This is a genomic window from Streptomyces sp. NPDC002324, from assembly GCF_053593335.1.
In genome coordinates this window covers 191,720-214,789 of the sequence record NZ_JBSFCF010000005.1, presented here as the reverse complement: position 1 = coordinate 214,789, position 23,070 = coordinate 191,720, and the positions used below count along the sequence as shown (strand labels likewise).

The window sequence follows — 23,070 nt, the reverse complement described above, 5'->3', positions numbered from 1 at the left end:
GCATTGGCATGAACCTGCCCATTTGTTTCTCTCTGAACTTGGAGGCTGACCTGTGTCTCGCTTGAGTCCGAACCACCGTGCGTCGTCCCGGAAGTCCGATGACGCGTACCTGCGGGAGCTGGGCTACGAGCCCGTGCTGACCCGGCGCATGGGGCCGTTCGGAAACTTCGCGATCTCCTTCAGCGTAATCAGCGTCCTGTCCGGCTGCATGACCTTGTACGGCTTCGGCCTGAACACCGGCGGCCCGTCGGTGATGCTGTGGGGCTGGCTCGTCGTCGGTGCCATGGTGATGTTCATCGGCGCCGCCCTCGCCGAGGTGACCTCCGCCTATCCGACCTCCGGGGCCCTGTACTACCAGGCAGAGCAGCTCGGCGGACGGAAATGGGGCTGGTACACGGGCTGGCTGAACCTGCTGGGCCTGCTCGGGGCAATCGCCGGCATCGGCTACGGGGCCGCGCTGTTCACGGGCGCCCTGTTCAACCTGCAGTGGGGCTTCGTGCCGACGCCGGGCAAGATCATGGTGATCTTCCTGTGCATCCTTGCCCTGCACCTCGCCCTGAACCTGTTCGGGGTCCGGCTGGTCAGCATCCTCAACAGCATCAGCGTCTGGTGGCACCTCGGCGGCGTCACGGTGATCGTCGGCGCGCTGGCGATTGTCCCCTCCCACCACCAGTCCTCGGACTTCGTGTTCGGCGAGTTCGTCAACAACACCGGCTGGAGCCCCCTCTACGCAGCGGTGCTCGGTCTGCTGCTGGCCCAGTACACGTTCTGCGGTTACGACGCCTCCGCCCACCTCAGCGAGGAGACGACGGACGCCCAGGTGTCCGCGTCCCGCGGGATCATCCACGCGATCGGCTGGTCGTGGCTGGCCGGGTTCGTCCTGCTCGCCGGGCTCACGTTCGCGATCCAGGACTACGCGGGCACCGTGGCCACGGCGACGGGGGTGCCGCCGGCGCAGATCTTCCTGGACGCTCTGGGTGTGGCGGGGGCGAAGGCACTGCTCCTGGTGGTGATCATCGCGCAGTTGTGCTGCGGCAACGCCGAGACCGCCGCGGCCAGCCGGATGGTGTTCGCGTTCTCGCGTGACGGGGCGCTGCCGGGCTCGCACCTGTGGCGGCAGGTCGACCGCCGTACCGGCACTCCGCGGATGGCCGTGCTGCTGGCCGTCGTGTGCGCCGCAGTCCTGGCCCTGCCGAGCCTGTACAGCCCGGTCGCGTACGCGGCGATCACCAGCATCAACGTGGTCGGAATCACCCCGGCGTACGCGATCCCGATCTACCTGCGTATCAAGAACCGGGATCGCTTCCGGCCCGGCCCCTGGAACCTCGGCAGCTGGGGTGTGGCCGTCGGCGCGATCGCGGTTGTCTGGGTGGTGTTCGTGACGGTGCTGTTCTGTCTGCCGCAGACGCGCCCCGCCGGCGGCGGCCTGGTGTCCGTGGAGACCTTCAACTACGCGCCGATCGCTCTGCTCGTCGTCCTCGCACTGGCATGGGCGTGGTGGCGGAAGCAGGGCAGCTCGTACGAAGTGCCGGCCCAGAACTTCGACCGCTCGGCGGCCACGTACGAAAGCGAGGTCGTCTGATGACGAGAACCATGAGCGGCAACGGCACCGTGGCACGCCTGGCTGCCGCGTCCGTCCCCGAGCACGGCGGGCGCTCCGAGAAGGCCTTCTCCCTGTCCGACCTGCGGAACCTCGTCAAGGCGGGTGCCATCGACACAGTGCTGCTCGCCGTCCCCGATCTGCAGGGGAGGCTGAAGGGGAAGCGTTACGACGCGGACCACTTCCTCAAGCGCGTCGCGCATCACGGCGCCGAGGTGTGCGCCTACGTCCTGGCCACCGACATCGACATGAGCCCGGCGGACGGCTTTGCCCTGACCTCGTGGGAGACCGGCTACCAGGACCTTTCCGTGCAACCGGACCTGTCGACCCTGAGCATCGTGCCGTGGCTGCCACGCACCGTTGTCGTACTCGGCGATGCCGTCCACCACGACGGAACGCCGATCGACATCGCACCCCGCCAGATCCTCCACCAGCAGCTGACCCGGCTGTCGCGGCACGGTCTGCACCCCAAGGCGGGGATCGAGACCGAGTTCGTCCTCTACAGGGGCACGTACGAGGACGCGGAACAGGCCAACTATCAGGGCCTGCGGCCGTTGACGACGGGGAACCTGGACTACGCCCTCGATCACGACCCCGTATCCGACCGGTTCCTGCGTCGTCTTCAGCGGGCGCTCGCCGGCGCTGGGATGCCCGTGGAAGCGATCAAGACCGAGGCCGGTCCTGGCCAGGTCGAGGTGACCTTCCCGTACGGTGGCGCGCTCACCGCCTGCGATCGGCACCCGCTCTTCAAGCACGCTGTGCGCACCCTGGGTCTGCGCGCCGGTCTGGCACCCACGTTCATGGCGGCCCCGGAAACCGACCGAGCCAACGGCCTGCACCTGCACGTCTCGCTGTGGTCGAAGGCCATCAGCCAACTCAACGGGCCCGGCAGCGAGTACGGACTGTCCCAGATCGGTGAGCACGCCATCGCGGGTCTGCTCGCCGGCCTGCCCGAGTTGGGCCCGTTCTACGCACCCAACGTCAACTCCTACAAGCGGTTCACGACCGGCTCGTTCGCGCCCACCACGTTCACCTGGGGCCGCGACAACCGCACCTGCGCGGTCCGCGTCGTCGGCCGCGGTGAAGGGCTGCACCTGGAGATCCGTGTGCCGGGCGCGGACGCCAACCCGTACCTGGCGCTGTCGGCGGTACTGGCGGCCATCGACCACGGTCTCGAGCGGAAGCTCACCCTTGGTCCCGAAGCGACCGGCAACGCCTACCGCGCAGGCGGAATCCCCGTGCCACCCGCTCTCGGACCGGCTCTGACCGCCTTCCAGAACAGCGTCTTCGCGCAGGAAGCCTTCGGCGCCGGGGTGGTCGAGCACTATGCCCATCTCGCCCGCCTGGAACTCGCCCACGACGAGTGCCTCGTCACCGACACCGAGCGGCAGCGCTGGCTGGCTCGCGCCTGACAAGCCCGCCTCACCGAAAGGACGCACAACCGTGAGTGCCCGCCCGACCCGCCCGCCCGCGACGCTTCCGCTGACGCCCGCACAGCTTCGGATCGCCCAGAAGGTCGCGGAGGGCGAGAGCACCCACGCGATCGCCTCCGAGCTGTCCATCACCGTCGGCACGATCAACGTGCAGTTGAAGCACTGCGGACAGAAGCTCGGCGTGAGAGGCCGGGCCGCCGTCGTCCACGCCTGCTTCGTCACCGGGCAACTCCAGCGTCCCGAGACGGCCACCTCCCCGGAGGCCTTCTCGGAAACGGAGATCGAGACCTGGCGGATGGTCGCGACCGGTGCGACGTCACAGGAGTTCGCGGACCGGGCCCGCATCAGCCGTGACAGCGCGCTGGCGCGGGTCAGGGCCCTGCGGGAGCGCGTCAAGGCCGAGAACGACCCGCACCTCGTGACGCTCGGCTGGAGCTGTGAGGTGCTCGACGAGTCCCTGACCGAGATGGCCTCCGGGACCGTCCTCCGCGTTCCCACCCCCCAGATGACCAGCTCAGGCCGCAATGTCAGTGCCCACTGGCAAGCTACCCACCCACAACAGGACACTGAGTGCATCCGACCCGTCACCCATCGTGGCGTGGTCGGAGGGCTCGGCGAGCGGAAGGGCGCACCGTGACCGACATGCCCAGCGCACTCCACCACCTGGTGGAGTCGGTGACCGACACGTACACGGTGGTCGCCGAGCACCCCAGGCCCGGCGACATCCGGCCTTCCGTCTGGGAGGTCAACGGGCCTGACGGCGAGAGGTGGTTCGGGAAGCTCCACGCGGGCGCGAAGCTCCACCACCGCGAGGTGACCGCGTACCAGAAGTGGACCGTGGCCATGGGCGTCGGCCGGGCACCCGAGTTGGTCGCCGCGGACACGCAGACGCGCACCGTCCTGATCACCGCCGTGCCCGGAGGCGGTCTCGACACGCTACGCCTGCCGGCCGAGCAGGAACGGGCGGCCTACGAGCAGGCGGGCGAACTGCTCGCCCGGTTCCACACCGCGGCAGCCGACGAGCCGACGCCGGCAGCGACGGAGGAGGCGTGGGACGAGGCGGTCGCCCAACTGCTGGACCGTACGGCGGCGTACGTGCCGGAGTACGACCTCGCGATCGTGCGCACGCTCGCCGAGGAAGTGCCTCCGAGCCTGCCCCAGGTATCCCAGCACGGCGACTACATGCCCAAGAACTGGATGTGGGACGAGACCGAGCAGCGGCTACGGGTCATCGACTTCGAAAGGGCCGAGCTTCGGCCCGCCGCCTGCAGGGACCTGAGCCGGCTGCGCTACCGGATTCTGAGCCACCGCCCCGACCTCAACGCCGCCTTCCACCACGGATACGGCCGGCCCCTCACCACGGAGGAACTCGTCGCATGCCGGGCGTACGGGGCACTGGATGCTCTGGACTCGCTGAACTGGGGGATCAAGCACCGCGACGGCGGCCTGGTCGACGAGGCGCACATCATGCTGGAGAACCTGCGCCTGGAGACCCGCAAGAGGGTGTGGGGCGGGTGGCGTACGTGAACGTCTTCGCTCGAACGTCCGCGGCTCCGCACCTGTTCGGCGATCGTCGCGATGCCTTCAACGCCTTCAACGCCTTCACCGTCCTCACCGCCCACTGTGCCTCTGCACGCGAAGGCCGGTGATCTTTGTGGACGAAGCAGGCTGGGGCGAGACGTTGACCGCTGACGTGCTGGAAGACCGGTACGGGCTGGTCGCCGACATCGTTGAACCGGTGCACATGGGCACGGACACCATCAACCGGCGAGTCCTGACGGACGACGGGGTGAGGCTGTACGTCAAGCAGTACCCCTCGATGGCCGACCTGGACGAGGCGCGCAACGCGTGGGACATGTCGGAATACTGCCGGGCCGCGAAGCTCCCCGTTCCGCGGGTGTGGCCCGACGCCAACGACAACCTGGTCACCATCGCGGGAGGCAGCGCATGGGCCGTGGTCGACGAGGCTCCCGGACGGGTGAACCCCTCCGCGATGACGGTCCCCCTCGCCGAGCACATCGGCGTCGTCATGGGACGCATGCACCGTGCGCTCGCCGCGTACCCGCTGCCGAAGCGCGTGCAGCAGACCCGCTGGCGGACCGAGCCCGTCGAGGACGCTGTGGCGAAATGCGACGCCGTGATGGCCAGAGCCACGCGCCAAGGCCACGACCGTCTCGACCAACTACGCGTTGACCTCGACCAGCGGCGTGGGGACCTGCGGGCCCACGTCCACCTGTTGCGGGAACATCTGCCCGAGACGCTGGCGGAACAGGCACTGCATGCGGATCTCAGCCGCACCAACCTGATCACCCTCGCCGACGCTGTCACCGGCGTCATCGACTTCCGCTGCGCCAGCGCTATGCCGGCCTGGGAGTTGGGGCGGGCGGCGTTCGACCCGCGCACCGTCGCCACCAGCACTGATTGGGCAGCTTGCGCACTGGCGATGGCTAGGGCCTACCGCTCGGAGCACCCCAGCCTCCCGATGCGGGAGGTGTGGGCATGCGCCCGGATCGCGCTGCTGTACATGCTGTTCAGCTTCTACGGCGCCACGACCGCCGAGTACGACCTGCCGGGGGAAGCGGAGGCGGATCTGAAGCGGCACTGGCGCGAGCGTCAGATCACCATCCGCCGCCTGCTCAGTGACCTTGAGGGCATCGAAGACGAGCTCACTGGCCTTGAGGCGAACGGAGACACGTCCTGACTATCCAGCACCTTCCGACTGCGCTGAACGAAACGGCTGACGAGCGACAGCCTCAACCACACACGGCATACAGGGGGACGTCTTGGCGTATCAAACCGCGACCGGTCTGCACCTTGCACTCATCCGCGAACAGCATGATCCGCTGGAATTCCGTACGACCTCCCTGGCCGGGCACCGCGTGTCGGCGGAGGGCTGGAGTCGATGACAACCATCCCGAAGCCCACCGCTACAACCGCACCGACCGGCGAGGCGGAGGTCTCGGATGAGGAACTGAAGTTCGTCATCCCCGGCGACCGCCGTATCGAGGCCGCCAACGCGATCACGACCCGTGCGATGGCCCGGCGTCTGCCCCAACTGATCCGCCGGTCCCTCGCACTGGGCTGGCAGGTCGACCGCGCCGCAGTCATCGCCCTGCTCGGCGTGCAGCTCCTTTCGGGAGTACTTGAAGCGTTCGGGCTGATGGCCACCACCGGGGTGATCAAGCCGCTGATCGCCTCCCAGCACATCAGCGGCGACCAGCTCCGCTCCGCCGTACCTTCCCTTGTCGTCCTGTCGGGGGCCATCGGTCTGCGCGCCCTGCTGGGTATCGCCTCCACCGCGCTGTCGGCACGGCTGGCCCCGCGTATCGCCCGGGAGGCCGAACTCGAGCTCCTCGACGCGGCGACCAAGGCGGAACTCGCCGCGTACGACAACCCCGGATACAACGACCGCTGGGACGCGGCCGACCGGGGAGTGGAAGTCTCCAGGGACCTCCTCACCCAAGCGCAGTACATCCTCGCTGCCTCGGCGTCGCTGATCGCCTCAGCGTTTGTCCTGACCGCCGTGCACCCGATCCTTCTGCCGCTCCTCCTCCTGGCGGCCTTGCCGAAGGGTGTGGCCAGCGTGCGTGCGGCGCGCATCAGCTACATCGCCTCGCTCGCCACGACGAAGGACCGGCGGCTGCTGGGCATGCTGCGCTGGTACATGGTCGACAAGCAGACCGCCGACCAGGTCCGTTCCGGCACCATGGCGCCGTTCCTGCTCGACAAGTACCGCACGGCCGGAGCGCGGATCGACAGGACCACCGACCAGGCCACTTGGCGCTCGGCCAGGATCTCCCTGGTGGGCGGGGCAGCGGGAGGTCTCGCCCACGCGGTGGTGTGGGTGGCCCTGGCGCTGCTGGTGTTCGCCGGGCAGATCTCAGTCGCCGCCGTCGGCACCGCGTTCCTCGCATTGGGCCGCGTCAGCGCGGGACTGGACGGGGTCGTCGGCTACGGGGCCCAACTCTTCCGTACGGGAATGTACTTGGACGACTGGGCGGACTTCATCGACGAAGCCGGCGGGCATCGCATCGACCGCGGCTCTCAGGCGCCAGGCGCCCCCACCGTCGTACGCGCCGAGAACATCACCTTCCAGTACCCGAGCGCCGACCGTCCTGCCCTCGACGACGTCTCCTTGGAGGTCCGGCGCGGCGAAGTCGTCGCGCTGGTGGGCGAGAACGGCTCCGGCAAGACCACCCTAAGCAAGATCCTGTCGGCTCTGTACCTGCCCGATCAAGGAGCCGTCTCCTGGGACGGAATCGACACCAGGGACCTGGACGCGCACGCCACCTGGGAGCGTGTCGCCGTCGTACCGCAGTCCTACGCGAGCTGGCCTCTGTCGGCGAGGGAGAACATCACCCTCGGCCAGGCCACCGAGGAAGGGGACGCCGCAGTGCTCGCCGCGGCGCATGCCGCAGGCGCCGACGAAGTCATCAACGGGTTGCGCAGCGGGCTGAACACCCTGCTGGCTAAGGAATGGTGGGGTGGGCAGGAACTGTCCGGCGGACAGTGGCAGAGGATCGCGCTCGCCCGCGCATTCCATCGGCCGGCCGGACTGCTCGTCTTGGACGAACCGACCGCGGCCCTTGACCCAAGGGCCGAGCACCGCATCTTCACCGGGCTGCGTCGGCTTGCCGCCGACCGCGCTGTCGTCCTGGTCACGCACAGGCTCACCAACGTGACCATCGCCGACCGCATCGTCGTTTTGGACAAAGGCCGCGTCATCCAGCACGGCACCCCCGAGGAACTGTTGGCCCAGGAGGACGGCTTGTTCCGCGAACTGTGGGATCTGCAGAACGAGCGCACCGGTCGTGTACCTGCCCCGGCTGGCTCCGAAGAGAACGTGCCACTGAACCAGCCAGCCCTGTTCTGAACGATTCGACGCCAGGAACGGTGAGGCACCAGAATCATGAGCCGCCCCCGCAGCCGACGCAACGCCCGCACCGTGACATCGCGGTGCGGGCCGTAGCGGCCATCAACTTTGAGGCACACGTCCACGGCCCTAGGGCCGTCGCCCTGTACGGAGGGGATGAGGGGCAGATGGGCGCGAAGTATCGGCCTATGGCACTGACGAGAGCGGCCTCGATCACCGAATCTGCGGGCCATCTGGCGGCTACACAGGCAGGCGGGCAGCCCGCGGAGTACTGACCATCGCCTTGGCCGGGATCGCCGACTGCCTCACCGCGGATCACATCGACGCGTACACCCGACGGGCCGGGGCGGCGGTCCACGATGAAGGACCCGCAGCATCATGACGGCGGCCGACATGACGCAGGACGAGATCCTGACTGCCGTCGCCTACCTTCAGGCTGTCTGGGATGGCGAACCGACGCGGTCAACGCGTTGTCACACCGTGAAGACTCCGAGCGAGACATCCTCGACGTGGTCATCGACCTCGCCGACCGCTTCGGACAAATATCCATGCTGTTCCGCCTCGGCATTGCCCCAGACCTCGACGACGAATACAAGGCAGCAGCCGACGCCAAGGTGGGCAGCGATCCCACCACCGCAGTCACAGCAGTGCTTATCGATGCCTACCGGCGATGGGCCAAGTCAGCCGAAGGCCCTGCGGTCAGGGAACTAAGCCTGTCCGTGATCGACTATCTAGCGATGTCGACGAAGGCCGCGGAGGACGAGATCCCGAGGCTCTTCGAGAGGCTCCGCGACGCTGCCATCACCAACAACTGAGCGTCACGTCACCTGGGACGCCGCGCCAACGCCAGCCTCAAGAGCCCGTCGACACCGAGGGCTGTGTGGGGATCGGCCTACGCCGCGTGCCGCCGCCTGTACGGCGACAGGGCGGGAGACCAGATCACACGGCACGTTCAGTCGACGCAGGGCGGGGAAGTGCGGCCAGTCCCATGGCCCGTTCGATCCTGATCTCGATGACCACGCGCTCGGGGTCCGGGGCCGGAGTCCGTCCGTACCGGTCGGCGTAGCGCGCCACGGCATCGTCGACCGCTGCCGCGTCTGTGAGCACCTCGGCCGTGCCTTCCAGGGTGGCCCAGCGTCCTCCGTCGACCTGGCAAACGGCCACGCGGGCTTCGCTGGCACGGAACGCCTGAATATTGGCGACCTTCTTGCTTGATTTGCGTGTGATAACCCGGGCGACTCCGGCGTCGGCATCAACGGTGACTCCGACGGGCACCACATGCGGACTTCCGTCGGGCCGCAGAGTGGTCAGCGTGCACAGATGGTATTCATTCCAGAACTCAGAGTGTTCAGATGTCTGGCTGAATTTGTCACTAGGCATGCCCGGGATCGTAACGCGGAGCACCTCGCGGATTGACACAGAAGTGACCGCTTCCACACAAGCCCTCACACCCAGAGCGCCGACATTATGCGGCATTTACTACGACATGCCCGCATTACACCGTTGCGGAATATCTCAAACCGGTAACAGAAGTGTGAGCCCGTCATGCACGAGCGACCAAAATGACCACAAGCGAATCAGCAGTTCAGGGCCATGATCAAAACTCGGGAATGGATGATTTGTAAGGTTTTATTGGTACTGATCACCACCTTTCATTGATCTTCGAGATGTCGTTTTCCGGCCTTGATCTCATGCGGGCCTCACGTAAAGTCCGAGACTGTTCCCGTGAGCCTCACCGAAGGGCTTCGACCGGGCCGAATGCTCGTTCGCGCTAGCGACCGTGTATGTCCGGAGGGGATCGAGCGTGTCCTCGCGGCTCAATCGCTGGGGTCGGCGTGTGCCCTTCGGTCGGTGCTGGTCTCGGCGTCCGTGATCACCTTCATGAGTGCCGTCCGGGGACCCGAACATCGTTGACCCGTGGTGGCTGGCGCCCGGCTCCGAGTAAGAGCCCCGATCGGCCGGTACGAAGGGATTGCTCAATGTCTCCGGGAGAAAGTGGTCGCGACGCTCCGGAATCTCCGGTGCCTGCGCGAGAGCAGGCGATCCGCCGGCGGTTGGGGCGGTGGCGTACGACTGAGAGGCGGACCGTGGAGCGCGACCTCCACCGCCGGCTGCGGCAAGAGCTGCGCAACCTCGGCATTCACCCGCCCCTGGACGTGGAGGAGCTGGTCCGGGCGCTCAGTGAGAGGCGCGGACGCCCGATCGTCTTGCGCCCCTTCCCGCTGGAGAAGCCGGGACCCTCGGGGCTGTGGATTGATATGCCGCAGATGGACGTGATCCTCTACCAGCAGGAGACGACCCGGCTCCACCAGCGGCAGATCATCCTCCACGAGATCCTCCATATCCTCGTCGCCGAGTGGGAAGAGGATCAGGCCGAGGAGTCGCCGGAGGAATCCCCGGACGACTTCGTCGAGGGCTGGGCGACCCTCCTCCCCGTACTCGATCCCAAGCTGATCCGGCGGGTCGCCCGCCGCTGCTCGTACGAGGAAGAGGAGGAGTGCTCGGTCGAGCTCGCGGCCACGATCATCCTGGAGTGGTCCTCGGTGCTCGACGAACTCCCGCCGCTGTCCGACGACCCGGAAGTACGTCGAGTGCAGTCCGCCCTGGGCGACCGGCGAGGATGGTTGTAGGACGTGACCGAGATGCTCCTGCTGATCATCGCGGCTGCCGTCATTTGGCGGCTCTACCTGTGGTCGCGGGCCCCGCACGACGCACCCACCCGGTCGGTCGCCCTCTCCCTCCTGAGCGCGGGCCTGTCGTATCCGGTGGCCATGCCGGGGGGCACCACCGGCATCGACACCGTGGCCGGGCACGGCACGGCGAAGCTGGTCCAGAACGTCCTACTGTTGCTGACGGTCTACTTCCTGATGTGCTTCTACCTGTACTCGGCCGACGGGCAAGCAGCGCGGCGTCGCGCCCGGTGGGAAGCCGTCGTCGTGGCCGCAGTCACGGCGGCGATCATCCTGGCGGCCGTGAACGTGCCGCACGAGGCGCTCGCCGGCTCGTTCAGCACGGCGGACATGACGATCCCCCAGGTCGCCTTCTTCTACACCGGCGCCGGCCTGTACCTGATGTACGCGCTCGGTGCTGCCGGACAGTGGTCCGCCCGCTACGCCCGCATGTCCCGTCGCCCTCACGCGACGGGACTGTGGATGACCGCGATCGGCCTCGGGGCGATGGCGGTGGCCTGCGCTGTCCGCGCGGTCTTCGTCGCCGTCCGGTGGAGCGGGGGGTCCGTGCCGCACCAGCTCACGGCGAGCGTGGCGGTCGGGCTGGTGGTGTCGAGTCTGCTCTTCGTCGCGGGCATCACCTATTCGGGGATCCGCGCCAGGATCACGGCGACGCGCCTGTGGCTGCGACGGCGGCGGGATCACCGTCGGCTGACCCCGCTGTGGCAGCTGCTGATCGAGGTCTACCCCGAGAACGAGCTGCGCCCCGCCTCCCGCAGATTCTGGGACCGGTGGCGGGCGCGTGGCGTGCACCGCCGCTACCACCGGCGGATAGTGGAATGCCGGGACGGACTGGTCGACATCAGCCCCTACCTGGTGCGTGGTGAGGACGGCACCGGCCTGCTGGACCTTGAGCCGACTCAGCTGGCCCGGCGCCTGCGGTCCGCCGCAACCATGATCAAGAACGGCGTCCCAGCACCGGGGCAGGCGGTCGCCCTGGCAGTGCCGCAGGAAGACGACCGGAACGCTGATGTCCGTCAGCTGATCGCGGTGTCGGAAGCGCTCCGGCTGACCGCGTGACGGTGGAAGAACGAGGGAGACGAGACGAGATGCTGATCACCGCTGGCCGGGTCCTGACCGGGTCCGGGACATATCTGGAGGACGGCGCCGTCCTCGTCGAGGGCGACTCGATCACCGAAGTCGGGCCGCGCACGCAGCTCGCTGACCGCGCCGGGGCAGACGGGATCCTCCTGGCGTTTCCCGACGAGACGGTGGTGCCCGGGCTGATCGACGCCCACGTGCATCTCGCGTTCGACGGCGGCGACCCTGTGGCCACTCTCCACGAGTCCAGCGACGAGAGACTGCTGCAGGACATGCGCCAGCGCGCGGAGCAGCTCCTGTCCAGCGGTGTGACGACGGTCCGCGACCTGGGCGACCGCAACGGCCTTGCCCTCCGCCTCGACACAGAGATCAGCCGGGGCAGCACTCCCGGCCCGCGCATCGTGTCCGCGGGCACACCGGCTACCCCGCCCGGAGGCCACTGCCACTTCCTGGGCGGTGAGGTATCCGGCGTGGCCGAGGTCCGTGATCTCGTGCGGCGCAACCTCGCTGGGGGTGCCGGCGTGATCAAGGCGATGGTGACCGGCGGCGGCCTGACCAAGGACGGGCCGAAGAGCTGGCAGAGCCAGTTCTCCGCAGAGGAACTCCAGGCCCTGGTGGACGAGGCACACCAGGCCGGAGTGCCAGTGGCCGCGCACGCGCACGGAGCGGACGGCATCTCAGCGGCCGTGGACGCCGGCGTGGACACGATCGAGCACTGCACCTGGATGACGAGCGACGGCTTCGACCTCCGTCAGGACGTCCTGAAGAAGATCATCGACCAGGGCATCGCGGTCTGCCCTGCCGTCAGCCCGCACTGGCAGATGCTGCCCCGCTTCTTCGGGGAAGAGCGGGCAGCAGCCATGTTCGCCCTGGTCCGCGAGATGGCCGAAGCCGGCGCCAAGCTCATCGCCGGGACCGACGCCGGCGTTCAGCGGGCCGGGTTCGACGGGCTCGTGCCGGCGCTCGCGTTCTACGAGCACCTGGGCCTGCCCAACAGCCGGATCCTCGACATGGCCACTGCGGACGCGGCCGGAGCCCTGGGGCTGGGCGGGCAGACGGGCCGGATCGCGCCCGGGCTCCGCGCGGACCTGCTGGTCATCGGCGGAGATCCGCTGGACGACCTCGGCGCCCTCCAGCAGATCCGTGCCGTGATCGCGGCAGGACGGGTGCACGAGGCGAGCTCGCCGGCAGAGAAGCAGCAGTAGCCACGCCGCCGGCCCGCAGCCCAGAAGCTGCGGGCCGGACTACTACTTGGTGTCCGCTTCCTTCTCCGTCATCTCCGCCACCAGCTCGTTGACCAGCGCCAACGCCTTGGGCGACAGACCCTGCGAACCCAGGCCGCGAGCTCGCACCCGGCCCACGGCGCCCTTCTTCGCGGCGGCCAGCAGCTGGAGACCCTCATAGACCTGGGCGGCCACGGCCTCGTCCGGCTCGAAGTACATCCGGGACACACCGACAACGGCGGCCAGCGCATCCAGGACCACGGGCGGCGCCGTGTCCGTGACGCCGGCCCGAAGATCGGCGAAGCCTTCCCCGGTGATGATCTCCGCCCCGGCATGGGCATTCACCTCGGCCGCCATCTCGGCGTCCGAGGGGGGGCCCTGCGGACCGGGGTAGGAGCGCTGCAAGATCAGAGTGATCTTCTCGGCGAGGGATCCCGGCGGCCCGCTGAACTCCGCAGCGGCGGCTTCCTGGAGTTCGGACTCCCCCGCCGTGCCGTTCTTCCTCGCCTCTGCGGCGGCCATGGAGCGGTCCTCGGCCCGGCGCAGCTCGGCTTCACTGACGCCGTATCTCGCTGCCAGGGCCGCGACGTACTTGTCCTTGAGTCGGCGGTCACCGCGCTCGGCTCCCGCGACCGGTCCGGCGCTCTTGGTTCCGATCACCGCGGCCGTCTCGTACTGATAGATGCCAGCATCGCAGCGCAGATCGGCCAGATCAGGCAGGCCGGTGCGCGGGAACAGATCGTTCAGATCACCTCTGAGCGCCGCCGCGTATGCGGGCAGCTTCTCCGGATCGGGCGAGGAGTGGCCGGCCTCCCAGTTCGCCACCGCAGAGTCGGACACGCCCAGCTCTGCCGCCACCTCACTCTGGAAGATGTCGGCAGCTCGCCGTACCGCGCGAGCACGGTCTCGGTCGAAGTGACGGGCAGGCATCAGACCTCGCTTTTTCTCCAAGTTGAAGTGAATGCATCTTGTTGACTTTTACTTCTGGTGGGAATAGCTTCAGCGTAGCGAAAACAGAGCGCCTTCGCATACCGCTCGCCCTCTGGATTCGGCCTCCCCACCAGCGCCTCTGGGCTGCGGTGAGGTCCCGCACCTCGTGTGAGAGGTCCCCTCTTCGCGGCGGCGCGGCGTGTTCCACCGCGTGCCTGGGGGTCAGCAGTCCCAGCAGTCCCCCCGGCTCCGCAGTGGATACCCCGTTTCTCCCCTCCCCGTCAGGAAGTCCGCGCCATGCCGCAGCACCCCTTAAGCCCAGCGGCCAGTCCGCTCGGTGCGTGCGACGCCTGACTCCGGGGATCGCTTCTCCTTCGCCTCGCTCCGCCTCCTCGACCCGCCCTGGGCGCCGCCCGACGAGTTGTCGAGAAGGCAAGAGCTAAGTCTGGATGTCTTCGCAGGCCACACGTATGTTGCTGGTCCCCCGCCGGGCATCCGCCCGGCGACCGGCACGGAAGGAGACGCGTGAGGCGCGCACCGCCCACCGCAACGGGGCACGGCCCCATAAACGCCGACGGCGTCTGAGAGCGGGAACTCTCAGACGCCAAACGGCCAGGACACCCGCGCCCCGGGAAGGGCGCGGAGATCACCCAACGAATCCGCTCTGGTCCCTTTCCACCAGCACCGGAACGGATCTGCTTCAAGGGAGAGTTTCGCATGCCGACTGCCCTGCGTGAAAGGCCGAAGACCCCGGCCTGCGCGGCAGCCTGTGCCCGTGCCACCCCGTCAGTGCGGCGGAGTGGCGGTGATGCCTGATGGCACGTATCCGCACCGTCAAGCCGGAGATGTTCGAGTCGGAGTCGCTGGCGGAGTGCTCGGTGACCGCCATGCTCACCTTCATCGGGCTACTGACGCAGGCTGACGACTCCGGCCGTCACCGCGACCATCCGGCGATCATCGCCGGTCGGCTGTGGGCACTACGCCCGGAGCACACCGCCGCCCACGTCGCCCAGGACCTGGAGGAGCTGGCCACCGCCGGGTTGATATGCCGCTACTCCGGATGCGACGGACGTACCTGGCTGCACGTCGTGACATGGGAGCAGCACCAGAAGATCAACAAGGCCACGGCATCCCGGGTGCCGCGCTGCACCCGCCACCAGGGCCACCAGCCGTGCGGAAAGTGCCAGACCGGCGCCTGCCCCACCACGCGCACGGCACCGTCCGTGACGTCTCACGGAACCCTCCCGGAGCACTCCGGGAGCCCGCAGGGAGGGGTGCACCGCCCGGTCGCGGACGCCACTCAGCCCGCAGAGACCACCACGGGCCCCGGAGAGACGTTGTCCGTGCCGCAGACCGGCCCAGCTGCATCCGCTGCGGCACCGCCGGGGAAAAGTGCAGGTCAGACGGCGGTCCCGGAGGACTCCCGGAGGACTACGGGAAGACTCCCGGAGGACTCCCGCTCTGGATCTAGGATCTTGGATCCTGGATCTGTACCTAGGGGGCGCGAGGCGCCCGCACCCGACGCCGTCTCCAGATCGGTCTCCGCGAAGGAGCTGGTCGCCGAGTACGTCCGGGACTGCCAGCGCCGACCGCCGGAGGACGTCCTCGGGCTGCTGGGGCGCAAGATCCGGGTTCTGCTGGACGAGCGCTTCGACCCGCAGGACATCCGCACGGCCCTGGAGCGGCTGCGGGCCAAGGGCCTGCACCCGAGCGTGCTGCCGAGCCTGGTGAACGAGGTCGTCAACGCAGCCCCGCAGGCCACCTCGGCGGCGTCATCCGCCTCCGGCGCGGGGCCCTGGGTCAGCACCTCCGGATACACGCCCTACCTCAACCCGACCGAGCCGACGACGTTCGGAGGCCACCTGTGACCCGCGCACACCTCGCCGACCCTCAGCCCGCCATCGGCGAGCGGCTGCGCGCCCGGTTGGAGGCCAGGCTGACCGAACGCGGCATCGACCCGACTGCGCCGCTGCCGGACACCCCGGAGCCGATCCCGGCGCTGGAGGCCGCGCAGGCGCGTATCCCGGTCGACTACCGCGACGCCGTGGTCGAGCACCCCGACGTCGCCGCCTGGGTCCGTTCCATCACCGAGGCCGCGGTCGAGCCGAACGCCGGCGGGCTCAACCCGCACTTCGGCGCGGCCGGACGCCGGCGGATCGCGCACGGCCCGTCGCTGCTGCTGTGGGGCAGTACCGGGGCGGGCAAGACGCATCAGGCGTACGGCGCGATCCGGGCCCTGACCGCCGCCGGGTGCGGCGTGTCCTGGCAGGCGACGACTGCCGCCGACCTGTACGCCGACATGCGCCCGCAGTCCGGGGTGGACCCGGAGCACATGCTGCGCCGGATCGTGCGGGTGCCGCTGCTGCTGCTCGACGACCTCGGCGCCGCGAAGGGCTCGCAGTGGACGGAGGAGATCACCTTCCGGCTGGTGAACTGGCGCTGCCAGAACCGCCTGCCGACGATCTTCACCACGAACCTGCCGCCGGTCCGCGACCGGGGCGTGCCCCCGCAGCAGCCGGTCCTGCGCGACGTGATCGGCGACCGCGTCCTGTCCCGCCTGTCCGGCATGTGCACACCGGTCCACTTCAGCGGCCCGGACCGGCGCTTCCAGCGCCGCTGAACCGGCCGCTCTCGCAACCGACTTCACCTCCGGTGCGGCACCGCCGCGCCCCTGCCCCGCCTCATCACAGCGCCCACCCACGCTGGTGCCGCGCGACCGCTGAGGCGTACCCGGAGACTGACTTGCGCACCATCACCACGAACGACACCGCGCGCCCGACATTGCGCGGGATCGCCGACCACAGCTGGAACGCCCGGGGCTTGTGCTACGGCATGCCGGCCGAGGACGCCGACGAGCTGTTTTTCCACGCCCCACGGGACCACGAGGCCGCCTCGGAGGCCAAGTCCATTTGCGGCCGGTGCCCGGTCAAGAAGGACTGCTTCAACTACGCCCTGGACAACGACATCCGGCACGGGATGTGGGGCGGGCTGACCGAGATCGAGCGCCGCCCCTGGCACGCCCGGGTCAGCAAGCGCCTCGACTACGCGCGGGTCAAGGCGGCCTTCCAGGGCCGCGACGTGCACCTCAGCGACGCCGAACGTGAGGCCGTCGTCCGCCACGCCTACGCCCGCGGATGGTCCCCCGAGCGCCTCGCCTACACCCTCCAGCTCGAACTCGACTGGGCCCGGGACCTGATGCGTCGAGCGGCCCATGCCGTCGCCGACCGCGACCGCTACTGGGGCCTGTACGACGAGGCCGAGCCCACGCCCGACGACGAGGAGGACGAGGTCACCTCCTCGCCCGTGCCCCGGCAGGTGCACACCCACGCTCTGATCACCGCGCTCGGAAGGGCAGCATGACCCACCCCACCGCCATCCCCCTGGCTGCCGTCCGCTTCGGGCTGTCGCCCGTGATCACCGCCGCCGTTGCGCTGCCGGTCCTCGCCGTACTCGTGGGCGGGTGGCTTACCCTGCGCCGCCGCGACCGCGCCAGAACGGAACGGTCGTCTGCGCTGGCGGTATGGGTCGCAGCGCTCGCCGCGATCGGCTGCACCGCCTACAGCGCCGACACCAGCTGGCGGTTCGCCGCCGACTACCTCGACATGGCCGGCACCACCGAGCGTGCCGCCATGTTCGGCGCCGCCGAACTCGCGCTGTTCGCCACCGCGCTGATGGCCCGCCAGAACCTCACCTCCCAGGGTGCACCGGGCCTGCCCGGAGTCCTGGTCTGGATGATCACCGGCGTGCAGGTGATCCCCGCCTACGCCGAGTCCGGCCCTGTAGGCGGGACCGTGAGGGCCTTCGTCGGCCCCATCATGGCGGCGATGCTGTGGCACCAGGCCATGGGTATCGAGCTGCGCCTACGCAAACCCGGCGCCGCCTCGCACGGCATCCTGGCCACCCTCGGACGGGAAGCACGCGAGCGTCTGCTCTCCCGCCTCGGCATCGCCGAACGCGACCGGGACGCCGCCCAGATCACCCGCGACCGCGCCACCGCCAAGGCAGTCGCCCTGGCCGCCCGCCTGGCGGAACGTTCCGCCAAGAGCCGCCAGAGCTGGCGGGGACAGCTGATCACCCGGCGGCTGTCCAAGGCCCTCGCCAAGGCCGACGTCGGCACCGACCTCCAGCAGAGGCGCGCTCTCCTGGACCAGCTCGCCGCCCGCCGCCATGCCACCGCGCTCGCGACGGTCGACCTGCCCTCGCCCTGGACTCACCCGTCACAGGACACGGACCCCACGGCCCACCATCCCGTCCGCCCGTCCCTCGCCGACGGGACGGCATCCGGGGACCGGCCGATCCGCCTGCTCACGGTCCCCAATGCGAACACCACACCGATCGGGGACGGTCCCGAAGAAGACCATGCAGATCCGGTCCCCGAGACGGCACCCGCCGAAAGCGGGGACCGTCCCCCCGCGGCCCCCGAAACCGGGGACCGCACGCCGACTGGGGACCGGGACAACGCGCTCTCCGGGACCGACACCACACGGGACCGCACAGACGCGAGCCCGGAACACGGGGACAAAACCGCAGCTCAAAGCCCAGATCTTCCGTCCCCGACGCCGGTCCCCAATGGGGACCACGATGCCCGCGACTCCGACACGGGGACCGAATCCAACGGGGACCGTCCCCAACCGGTCCCCAACGAGGGGGACCACGGTGACCCCGACACCGGAACGGGGACCGAGTCGGGCGGGGACCGTCCCCACTCGGTCCCCGCGCGCAGGAGGCCGAAGGCGTCCCGGAACCGGTCCCGAGGTGGTCAAGGCAAGCCGTCCCGCAGGCAGGGGAAGGTGAGTGTGGACCAGCTCGTCACCCAGCTCCGTCCCCACGTGCCCAAGCTGCTGGAACGGGACGGGAACGCCGAGGTCACGCGCAGCCAGCTCAGGGAGATCATGCGCGCCCACGACATCGGCATCCGCAATGACCGCCTTACGCCGGTCCTGGAGCGTCTGCGCCACGAAACGGCCACGTCCACCACGAAGAAGAGGAGTGCACGGTGAGGACGTGCCCGCGCATGTCGCACATCAAGTCCGACTTCGAGAAGGACATCCGCTTCCTGACCGCCTATGCGGAGCGTAAAGCCGGCGCCCCATCGGCCAAGACCAGCGCGAAGCAGGCGATCACGCTCAAAGGCAATATGGCCAGGGCGATGAGCCGGCACTTCGCCCGCTGCCCCGAGTGCGGCTGACACCTGCTAGACGCAGGTCAGGCGACTCCACTGCACTCAATCGCTGCGGTGGCCCGGCTTCGTGCGGGGCCACCGCCCCCTCCGGAAGGAAAACGCCATCCGACGCCCACGCCCACGGACGTACACCCCCACCGCCGCCGAGGCCGCCGCCTGGGCGGACGTCCTGATCCACCACCAGCTCCTGCACGCGGCAGTGCTGGCACCGAACGGCCAGTGGCTCGTCCAGGACACACCCGAAACGCGCGTCCGAGTCCTCGACGGACCGGCCGCCATGGTGGACCTCGCCGCCGAAATCCAGCACCGACTCCGCGCCACCAGGAACCGCACCCGATGACGAACTCGACTACGAGCCCCACTCCCACACCGGATGAGCCGGTCCCCAACTCGCTTGCTGAGCGAGCAAGTTATCGCAAGAGCATTGCTCCCGTCGGGAGCAATGCTCTTGCCTCCCCCGCCCCTGAAGTGGCGGGAGAAGTCCGGCGCCAGGGGGCGCCGAACGAGCAGGACGCGACCGAGGGCGGCTCGCGTCCGGGGGAAGAGCACACGCATACCTGCCACACCGAGCAGTGCGCCCACACCGCACCGTCGAAGCCGCACGTGCAGCAGCGCGAGCGCCTGCGTGACGAGCACAAGCGCGTGCGCCAGCCCAGTTGCCGCATGAACGACGACGAGTACCAGCTGCTCGCACGTGCAGCGTCCGCGTGCCGTATGAGCGTCGCCAGTTTCCTTGCCCACGCCGCTCTCAAAGCCGCCCGCGATCTCGACCGCACCGCCGCCGAGATCGCCACCGAACGTGAAGTGCTGAACGAGCTGTTCGCCCTGCGCCGACACCTCGGACACATCGGCAACAACGTCAATCAGGTGGCCAAGGCCCTGAACTCGGGTGCGGACGCCCCGAACACGGTGGCGGTCCTCGACGCCGTGACCCGCGCGGCCCGCCGCGTGGACGCCTTCACCCGGCACTACCTGGAGACCGAGACCACCGCGGCATGATTCCCCGAGTCCACGATCGCGGGCAGCGCACCATCGGCCTGCTCTACTACCTCTACGGGCCCGGCACCCACGAGGAGCACATCGACCCCCACCTGGTTGCCGCCTGGGACAGCCTCGCCCCCGACCCCGGCCGCGACCCGAACGCCACATACGCCGACCTCCAGCAGCTGCTGGACATGCCCGTCGAGGCCCTCGCCAAAGGCCGTCGGCCCAAGAAGCACGTATGGCACCTGTCCGTCCGGGCGGCCCCCGAGGACCCCATCCTCAGCGACGAGCAGTGGGGCGACATCGCCCGGCGCATGGTCGCGGCCACCGGCATCGCCCCCGACGGCGACGACGCGGCATGCCGCTGGGCTGCCGTACGGCACGCCGACGACCACATCCACATCATCGCCACGCTCGTCCGCGAGGACCGCCGCCGGCCACGGCTGAACAATGACGCCGCCCGGTCCCAGGCCGAGGCCAGGCTGATCGAAGCCGAGTACGGGCTCAAGCAGCTCAACACCGGTGACGGCACCGCCGCCAAACGTCCCACCAGCGCCGAGCGCCACAAGGCCGAACGCGAGGGCCGCGAGCGCCCCGCCCGCGAGGAACTGCGCGAGACCGTACGGCAGGCAGTTGCTGGCGCCACGAGTGAGGAGGAGTTCTTCGACCGCCTGGCCGACGCCGGCGTACTGATTCACAAACGCGTCGCGCCCTCCGGCGACCTCCTCGGCTACAAGGTCGCGCTCCCCGACGACCGCAACGAAGACCAGGAGCCCGTGTTCTACGCCGGTTCCACCCTCTCCCCCGACCTGTCCCTGCCCCGTATCCGTAGACGCTTCTCCAACGGCACCCCCTCACCGAGCGCCGACACGTCCTCGGACCAGGCCACCCCCCTGGAGCCGAGCGGCCCGGCCACGGCCAGGCGCCGGGCGGCCACGGCCGTATGGCAGGCGGTGCTGGTCATCGACGGCGGCCAGGACGCGGCGGGGGCCGCGCAGATCGCGGCGGCCGGGGAAATCCTGGACGCACTCGCTCAGACCTCAGCCGCCCGCACCCGTACCCAACTGCGCGATGCGGCCTTCGCGTTCGAACGGGCCACCCGCTCTCACGTACGAGCTGAACGCGGGCACGACCGCGCCCTGCGCGTAGCCGCCCGCGACCTCGTCTACAGCGGACCCGCACTCGGCCGCGGAGAGGACGGAGCCACCACGGCGATGCTGATCGACATGGCGTTCTTCCTCGTCACGGCCACAGCCCACTGGCATGCGAAGAAGAACCACGCCCAGCAGGCCGCCGCCGCCCGCCAGGCCGCCGAGCACCTGCGCGCCGCCTACCAGGCCGCCGCCGGCATCCCATTGGGGGTGCTGTACCAGCGGGGACGGCATCTGTCGCAGCCACTGCGGCACAAGCAGGCTGCCTGCCTACGAGCGGCGGTGCCGCAGTTGGCCGAGCAGATCCTGGCTGAGCCGGGCTGGTACGCCCTCGCGGCCACCCTCGCCGACGCCGAGAGCGCCGGCCACGATCCGGCGGTGCTGCTGGCCGAGGCCGCCGCGCGGCGAGAGTTGGGCACCGCCGACTCCATCAGCGACGTGCTGGTGTGGCGGCTGCGCCGCATGGCCGATCTGCCCGCCGACGCGACCACGATGCCCATCGACTCCATCCCTACCTCGGCCGGTACGCCGGGGCGTGCGACAAAGCCCGCAGCGGGCCGCGGCGAGGGTCCGGGCAAGGCCCGCTGATTACGGAGTTTGAGAGTTGAAGCAGGTCAGGTGCATGAGGCACCCTCCTTGTGGCCTGTCAGACGAAGAGAAGGAGAGCGGATGTTCGGACGTGCTCGTGCCCACCGTGAATTCCGTGAAGCCCAGCGTGCCGGCCACGCCCTGCTGCACACCATGCAGTCGCATCCCGGCTTCCAGCCTCCGGCACCCCCTGCTGATCAGGCTTCGGACCCCGCCGCGGAGGCGGTAGTGCCCGACTTCCTGCCGCCGGATCTGCGGGTCCCCTCGCGTCAGGAGGTCGAGGGCCTGATGATGCGCTGGCAGCAGCCACTCGTCATCGACGGCGAGGTCCGTTCGTGCCCCGAGTGCGGCGCATACCGGGACTGGATCATCTTCAGCATGTGCGACGACACGATCCACCTGCGCTGCCGGGCCGGCCACACAACGCCGGAGCCCCGCCTCGACCCGGTGTGGTTCAACCGCAACTCCGGCCCGGTCGATCACTTCCATCCCACCCTCGACGAGGGCCTGCGCCACCTCGGCCACTGAAGCCGGCGAAACCCCTGAAACCCCAACTCCCCTTCTCTCTGCCGGCGCCCGGAGGGCCGGCGCAGTCAACCTGTCCGCTTCGCAGGCCACTTAGGGGTTTCGCATGCGCCTTCCCACCACGACCGTCCTCAGCCTCAGCGCTCTCGCCGCTCTGGTTCTGACCGGCTGCTCGACGGGCAGCACCACCTCCGCCGAGCCGGCCTCCCCCACAACCGCCGCGCCGCGCAAGGTGGGCTCGAATACCGCAGCGTCGGCGCCGCTGTCCTCGGCCGCACTGAGCAAGCGGCTCCTTGACGAGAGCGACCTCGGCGAGGGCTACAGCCGCAAGCCGCAGCGCCCGGCCACGCACGGCGATGTCACCGTGATCGGCTGCCCGGCACTGGCCAAGCTCGGCAGCAGCGCGGCCACTGGCACCGGCCTGTCCTTCCCCCGCCAGGCGAAGGCGTCCTTCACCTACTCCGGCGGCAGCGACTCCGAGGTGTCCGAGGAGCTGTACAGCGACACCGCGACGAAGCTTTCGCAGGGCATCGGGGAGATCTTCGACGCGATGACCGCCTGCCCCACGTACCAGCTCGTGTCGGGCAGCATCGTCATCGACATGGGTACGAAGCAGACCGCCGCCCCGGACCTGGGTGACGAGCAGTGGAGCCAGCTGCTCACCTACGCGGTCGGCGGGCAGCGCAGCGTCGTCAAGCAGACGGCGATCCGCACCGGCACGATTCTGGTGGTCCTGTCCGGGGCGCCCGCTCTCGTCGACGCCCATCTCTCCGACGCCGTCCAGGCGGCGCAGGTCCGCTGACACTCGACG

Annotated in this window: 22 protein-coding genes; 20 read left to right on the top strand and 2 right to left on the bottom strand. The window is 69.3% G+C overall.

Annotation, left to right across the window (positions count from 1 at the left end; genetic code table 11):
- Positions 1–52: 52 nt before the first annotated feature.
- The 7 genes from ACWCRJ_RS10155 (at position 53) to ACWCRJ_RS10125 (ending at position 8,721) form a co-directional block, all read left to right on the top strand.
- Positions 53–1,582: an amino acid permease gene (locus ACWCRJ_RS10155; protein WP_450938828.1), complete on the top strand. Its 1,530-nt coding sequence runs from the start codon at positions 53–55 to the stop codon at positions 1,580–1,582.
- Positions 1,582–3,012: a glutamine synthetase family protein gene (locus tag ACWCRJ_RS10150; RefSeq protein WP_450938827.1), complete on the top strand. Its 1,431-nt coding sequence runs from the start codon at positions 1,582–1,584 to the stop codon at positions 3,010–3,012. Before ACWCRJ_RS10155 ends, ACWCRJ_RS10150 begins: the two co-directional genes overlap by 1 nt.
- 31 nt (positions 3,013–3,043) lie before the next feature.
- Positions 3,044–3,670, top strand: coding sequence for a LuxR C-terminal-related transcriptional regulator (locus ACWCRJ_RS10145; RefSeq protein ID WP_450938826.1), 627 nt, complete (start codon positions 3,044–3,046; stop codon positions 3,668–3,670).
- A gap of 5 nt (positions 3,671–3,675) precedes the next feature.
- Entirely contained in the window at positions 3,676–4,560 is an 885-nt protein-coding gene (locus ACWCRJ_RS10140; RefSeq protein ID WP_450938825.1) for an aminoglycoside phosphotransferase family protein, read from the top strand.
- Between the two features lie 118 nt (positions 4,561–4,678).
- Entirely contained in the window at positions 4,679–5,734 is a 1,056-nt protein-coding gene (locus ACWCRJ_RS10135) for a phosphotransferase enzyme family protein (protein ID WP_450938824.1), read from the top strand.
- A gap of 201 nt (positions 5,735–5,935) precedes the next feature.
- Entirely contained in the window at positions 5,936–7,906 is a 1,971-nt protein-coding gene (locus ACWCRJ_RS10130) for an ABC transporter ATP-binding protein (RefSeq protein WP_450938823.1), read from the top strand.
- A 509-nt stretch (positions 7,907–8,415) separates the two neighbouring features.
- Complete coding sequence (locus ACWCRJ_RS10125; protein ID WP_239757817.1) at positions 8,416–8,721, top strand: hypothetical protein; 306 nt, start codon at positions 8,416–8,418, stop codon at positions 8,719–8,721.
- A gap of 124 nt (positions 8,722–8,845) precedes the next feature.
- On the opposite strand, the gene ACWCRJ_RS10120 is transcribed toward ACWCRJ_RS10125, so the two are convergent.
- Complete coding sequence (locus tag ACWCRJ_RS10120) at positions 8,846–9,286, bottom strand: pyridoxamine 5'-phosphate oxidase family protein (protein ID WP_450938822.1); 441 nt, start codon at positions 9,284–9,286, stop codon at positions 8,846–8,848.
- Between the two features lie 707 nt (positions 9,287–9,993).
- Here ACWCRJ_RS10120 and ACWCRJ_RS10115 point away from each other — a divergent pair.
- From ACWCRJ_RS10115 to ACWCRJ_RS10105, 3 genes are read left to right on the top strand one after another with little or no spacing between them, the layout of a single operon-like run.
- The gene (locus ACWCRJ_RS10115; protein WP_450938821.1) at positions 9,994–10,536 is read left to right on the top strand and encodes a hypothetical protein; all 543 of its coding nucleotides are present in this window, start codon (positions 9,994–9,996) and stop codon (positions 10,534–10,536) included.
- 12 nt (positions 10,537–10,548) lie between these two features.
- On the top strand, positions 10,549–11,655 hold the full coding sequence (locus ACWCRJ_RS10110; protein WP_450938919.1) for an MAB_1171c family putative transporter: 1,107 nt from the start codon (positions 10,549–10,551) through the stop codon (positions 11,653–11,655).
- A gap of 29 nt (positions 11,656–11,684) precedes the next feature.
- On the top strand, positions 11,685–12,881 hold the full coding sequence (locus ACWCRJ_RS10105) for an amidohydrolase family protein (RefSeq protein WP_450938820.1): 1,197 nt from the start codon (positions 11,685–11,687) through the stop codon (positions 12,879–12,881).
- A gap of 42 nt (positions 12,882–12,923) precedes the next feature.
- Here the strand turns inward: ACWCRJ_RS10105 and ACWCRJ_RS10100 are convergent, their stop codons facing one another.
- Positions 12,924–13,829: a helix-turn-helix domain-containing protein gene (locus ACWCRJ_RS10100; RefSeq protein WP_450938819.1), complete on the bottom strand. Its 906-nt coding sequence runs from the start codon at positions 13,827–13,829 to the stop codon at positions 12,924–12,926.
- Positions 13,830–14,644: 815 nt separating this feature from the next.
- Between ACWCRJ_RS10100 and ACWCRJ_RS10095 the strand changes: the two genes are divergently transcribed.
- The 10 genes from ACWCRJ_RS10095 (at position 14,645) to ACWCRJ_RS10050 (ending at position 23,061) form a co-directional block, all read left to right on the top strand.
- Positions 14,645–15,697 carry a hypothetical protein gene (locus tag ACWCRJ_RS10095; RefSeq protein ID WP_450938818.1) on the top strand — a complete coding sequence of 351 codons (1,053 nt, stop codon included), beginning with the start codon at positions 14,645–14,647 and terminating at the stop codon, positions 15,695–15,697.
- Positions 15,694–16,449, top strand: coding sequence for an ATP-binding protein (locus ACWCRJ_RS10090; protein ID WP_215449500.1), 756 nt, complete (start codon positions 15,694–15,696; stop codon positions 16,447–16,449). The genes ACWCRJ_RS10095 and ACWCRJ_RS10090 overlap by 4 nt, the downstream gene beginning before the upstream one ends.
- Before the next feature lie 122 nt (positions 16,450–16,571).
- Positions 16,572–17,189, top strand: coding sequence for a WhiB family transcriptional regulator (locus ACWCRJ_RS10085; protein ID WP_239757812.1), 618 nt, complete (start codon positions 16,572–16,574; stop codon positions 17,187–17,189).
- The gene (locus tag ACWCRJ_RS10080) at positions 17,186–18,829 is read left to right on the top strand and encodes a hypothetical protein (protein WP_450938817.1); all 1,644 of its coding nucleotides are present in this window, start codon (positions 17,186–17,188) and stop codon (positions 18,827–18,829) included. Before ACWCRJ_RS10085 ends, ACWCRJ_RS10080 begins: the two co-directional genes overlap by 4 nt.
- Positions 18,830–18,843: 14 nt before the next feature.
- Positions 18,844–19,017 (top strand): hypothetical protein, encoded by a 174-nt coding sequence (locus ACWCRJ_RS10075; RefSeq protein ID WP_389426202.1) that lies wholly within the window; start codon positions 18,844–18,846, stop codon positions 19,015–19,017.
- Between the two features lie 61 nt (positions 19,018–19,078).
- The gene (locus tag ACWCRJ_RS10070; RefSeq protein ID WP_450938816.1) at positions 19,079–19,351 is read left to right on the top strand and encodes a hypothetical protein; all 273 of its coding nucleotides are present in this window, start codon (positions 19,079–19,081) and stop codon (positions 19,349–19,351) included.
- Positions 19,348–20,010 carry a plasmid mobilization protein gene (locus ACWCRJ_RS10065; protein ID WP_450938815.1) on the top strand — a complete coding sequence of 221 codons (663 nt, stop codon included), beginning with the start codon at positions 19,348–19,350 and terminating at the stop codon, positions 20,008–20,010. The genes ACWCRJ_RS10070 and ACWCRJ_RS10065 overlap by 4 nt, the downstream gene beginning before the upstream one ends.
- Entirely contained in the window at positions 20,007–21,734 is a 1,728-nt protein-coding gene (locus ACWCRJ_RS10060; protein ID WP_450938814.1) for a relaxase/mobilization nuclease domain-containing protein, read from the top strand. The genes ACWCRJ_RS10065 and ACWCRJ_RS10060 overlap by 4 nt, the downstream gene beginning before the upstream one ends.
- Positions 21,735–21,815: 81 nt before the next feature.
- Entirely contained in the window at positions 21,816–22,262 is a 447-nt protein-coding gene (locus ACWCRJ_RS10055; protein WP_327731512.1) for a hypothetical protein, read from the top strand.
- 103 nt (positions 22,263–22,365) lie between these two features.
- A complete protein-coding gene (locus ACWCRJ_RS10050; protein ID WP_450938813.1) occupies positions 22,366–23,061 on the top strand; it encodes a hypothetical protein in 696 nt (231 codons plus the stop codon).
- Positions 23,062–23,070: the final 9 nt, after the last annotated feature.

Coding starts and splice junctions, on each gene's coding strand:
- ACWCRJ_RS10150 (WP_450938827.1), top strand. CDS start 1,582: ATGACGAGAACCATGAGCGGCAACGGCACCGTGGCACGCCTGGCTGCC.
- ACWCRJ_RS10140 (WP_450938825.1), top strand. CDS start 3,676: ATGCCCAGCGCACTCCACCACCTGGTGGAGTCGGTGACCGACACGTAC.
- ACWCRJ_RS10130 (WP_450938823.1), top strand. CDS start 5,936: ATGACAACCATCCCGAAGCCCACCGCTACAACCGCACCGACCGGCGAG.
- ACWCRJ_RS10120 (WP_450938822.1), bottom strand. CDS start 9,286: ATGCCTAGTGACAAATTCAGCCAGACATCTGAACACTCTGAGTTCTGG.
- ACWCRJ_RS10110 (WP_450938919.1), top strand. CDS start 10,549: ATGCTCCTGCTGATCATCGCGGCTGCCGTCATTTGGCGGCTCTACCTG.
- ACWCRJ_RS10105 (WP_450938820.1), top strand. CDS start 11,685: ATGCTGATCACCGCTGGCCGGGTCCTGACCGGGTCCGGGACATATCTG.
- ACWCRJ_RS10100 (WP_450938819.1), bottom strand. CDS start 13,829: ATGCCTGCCCGTCACTTCGACCGAGACCGTGCTCGCGCGGTACGGCGA.
- ACWCRJ_RS10095 (WP_450938818.1), top strand. CDS start 14,645: ATGGCACGTATCCGCACCGTCAAGCCGGAGATGTTCGAGTCGGAGTCG.
- ACWCRJ_RS10080 (WP_450938817.1), top strand. CDS start 17,186: ATGACCCACCCCACCGCCATCCCCCTGGCTGCCGTCCGCTTCGGGCTG.
- ACWCRJ_RS10075 (WP_389426202.1), top strand. CDS start 18,844: ATGTCGCACATCAAGTCCGACTTCGAGAAGGACATCCGCTTCCTGACC.
- ACWCRJ_RS10065 (WP_450938815.1), top strand. CDS start 19,348: ATGACGAACTCGACTACGAGCCCCACTCCCACACCGGATGAGCCGGTC.
- ACWCRJ_RS10060 (WP_450938814.1), top strand. CDS start 20,007: ATGATTCCCCGAGTCCACGATCGCGGGCAGCGCACCATCGGCCTGCTC.
- ACWCRJ_RS10055 (WP_327731512.1), top strand. CDS start 21,816: ATGTTCGGACGTGCTCGTGCCCACCGTGAATTCCGTGAAGCCCAGCGT.
- ACWCRJ_RS10050 (WP_450938813.1), top strand. CDS start 22,366: ATGCGCCTTCCCACCACGACCGTCCTCAGCCTCAGCGCTCTCGCCGCT.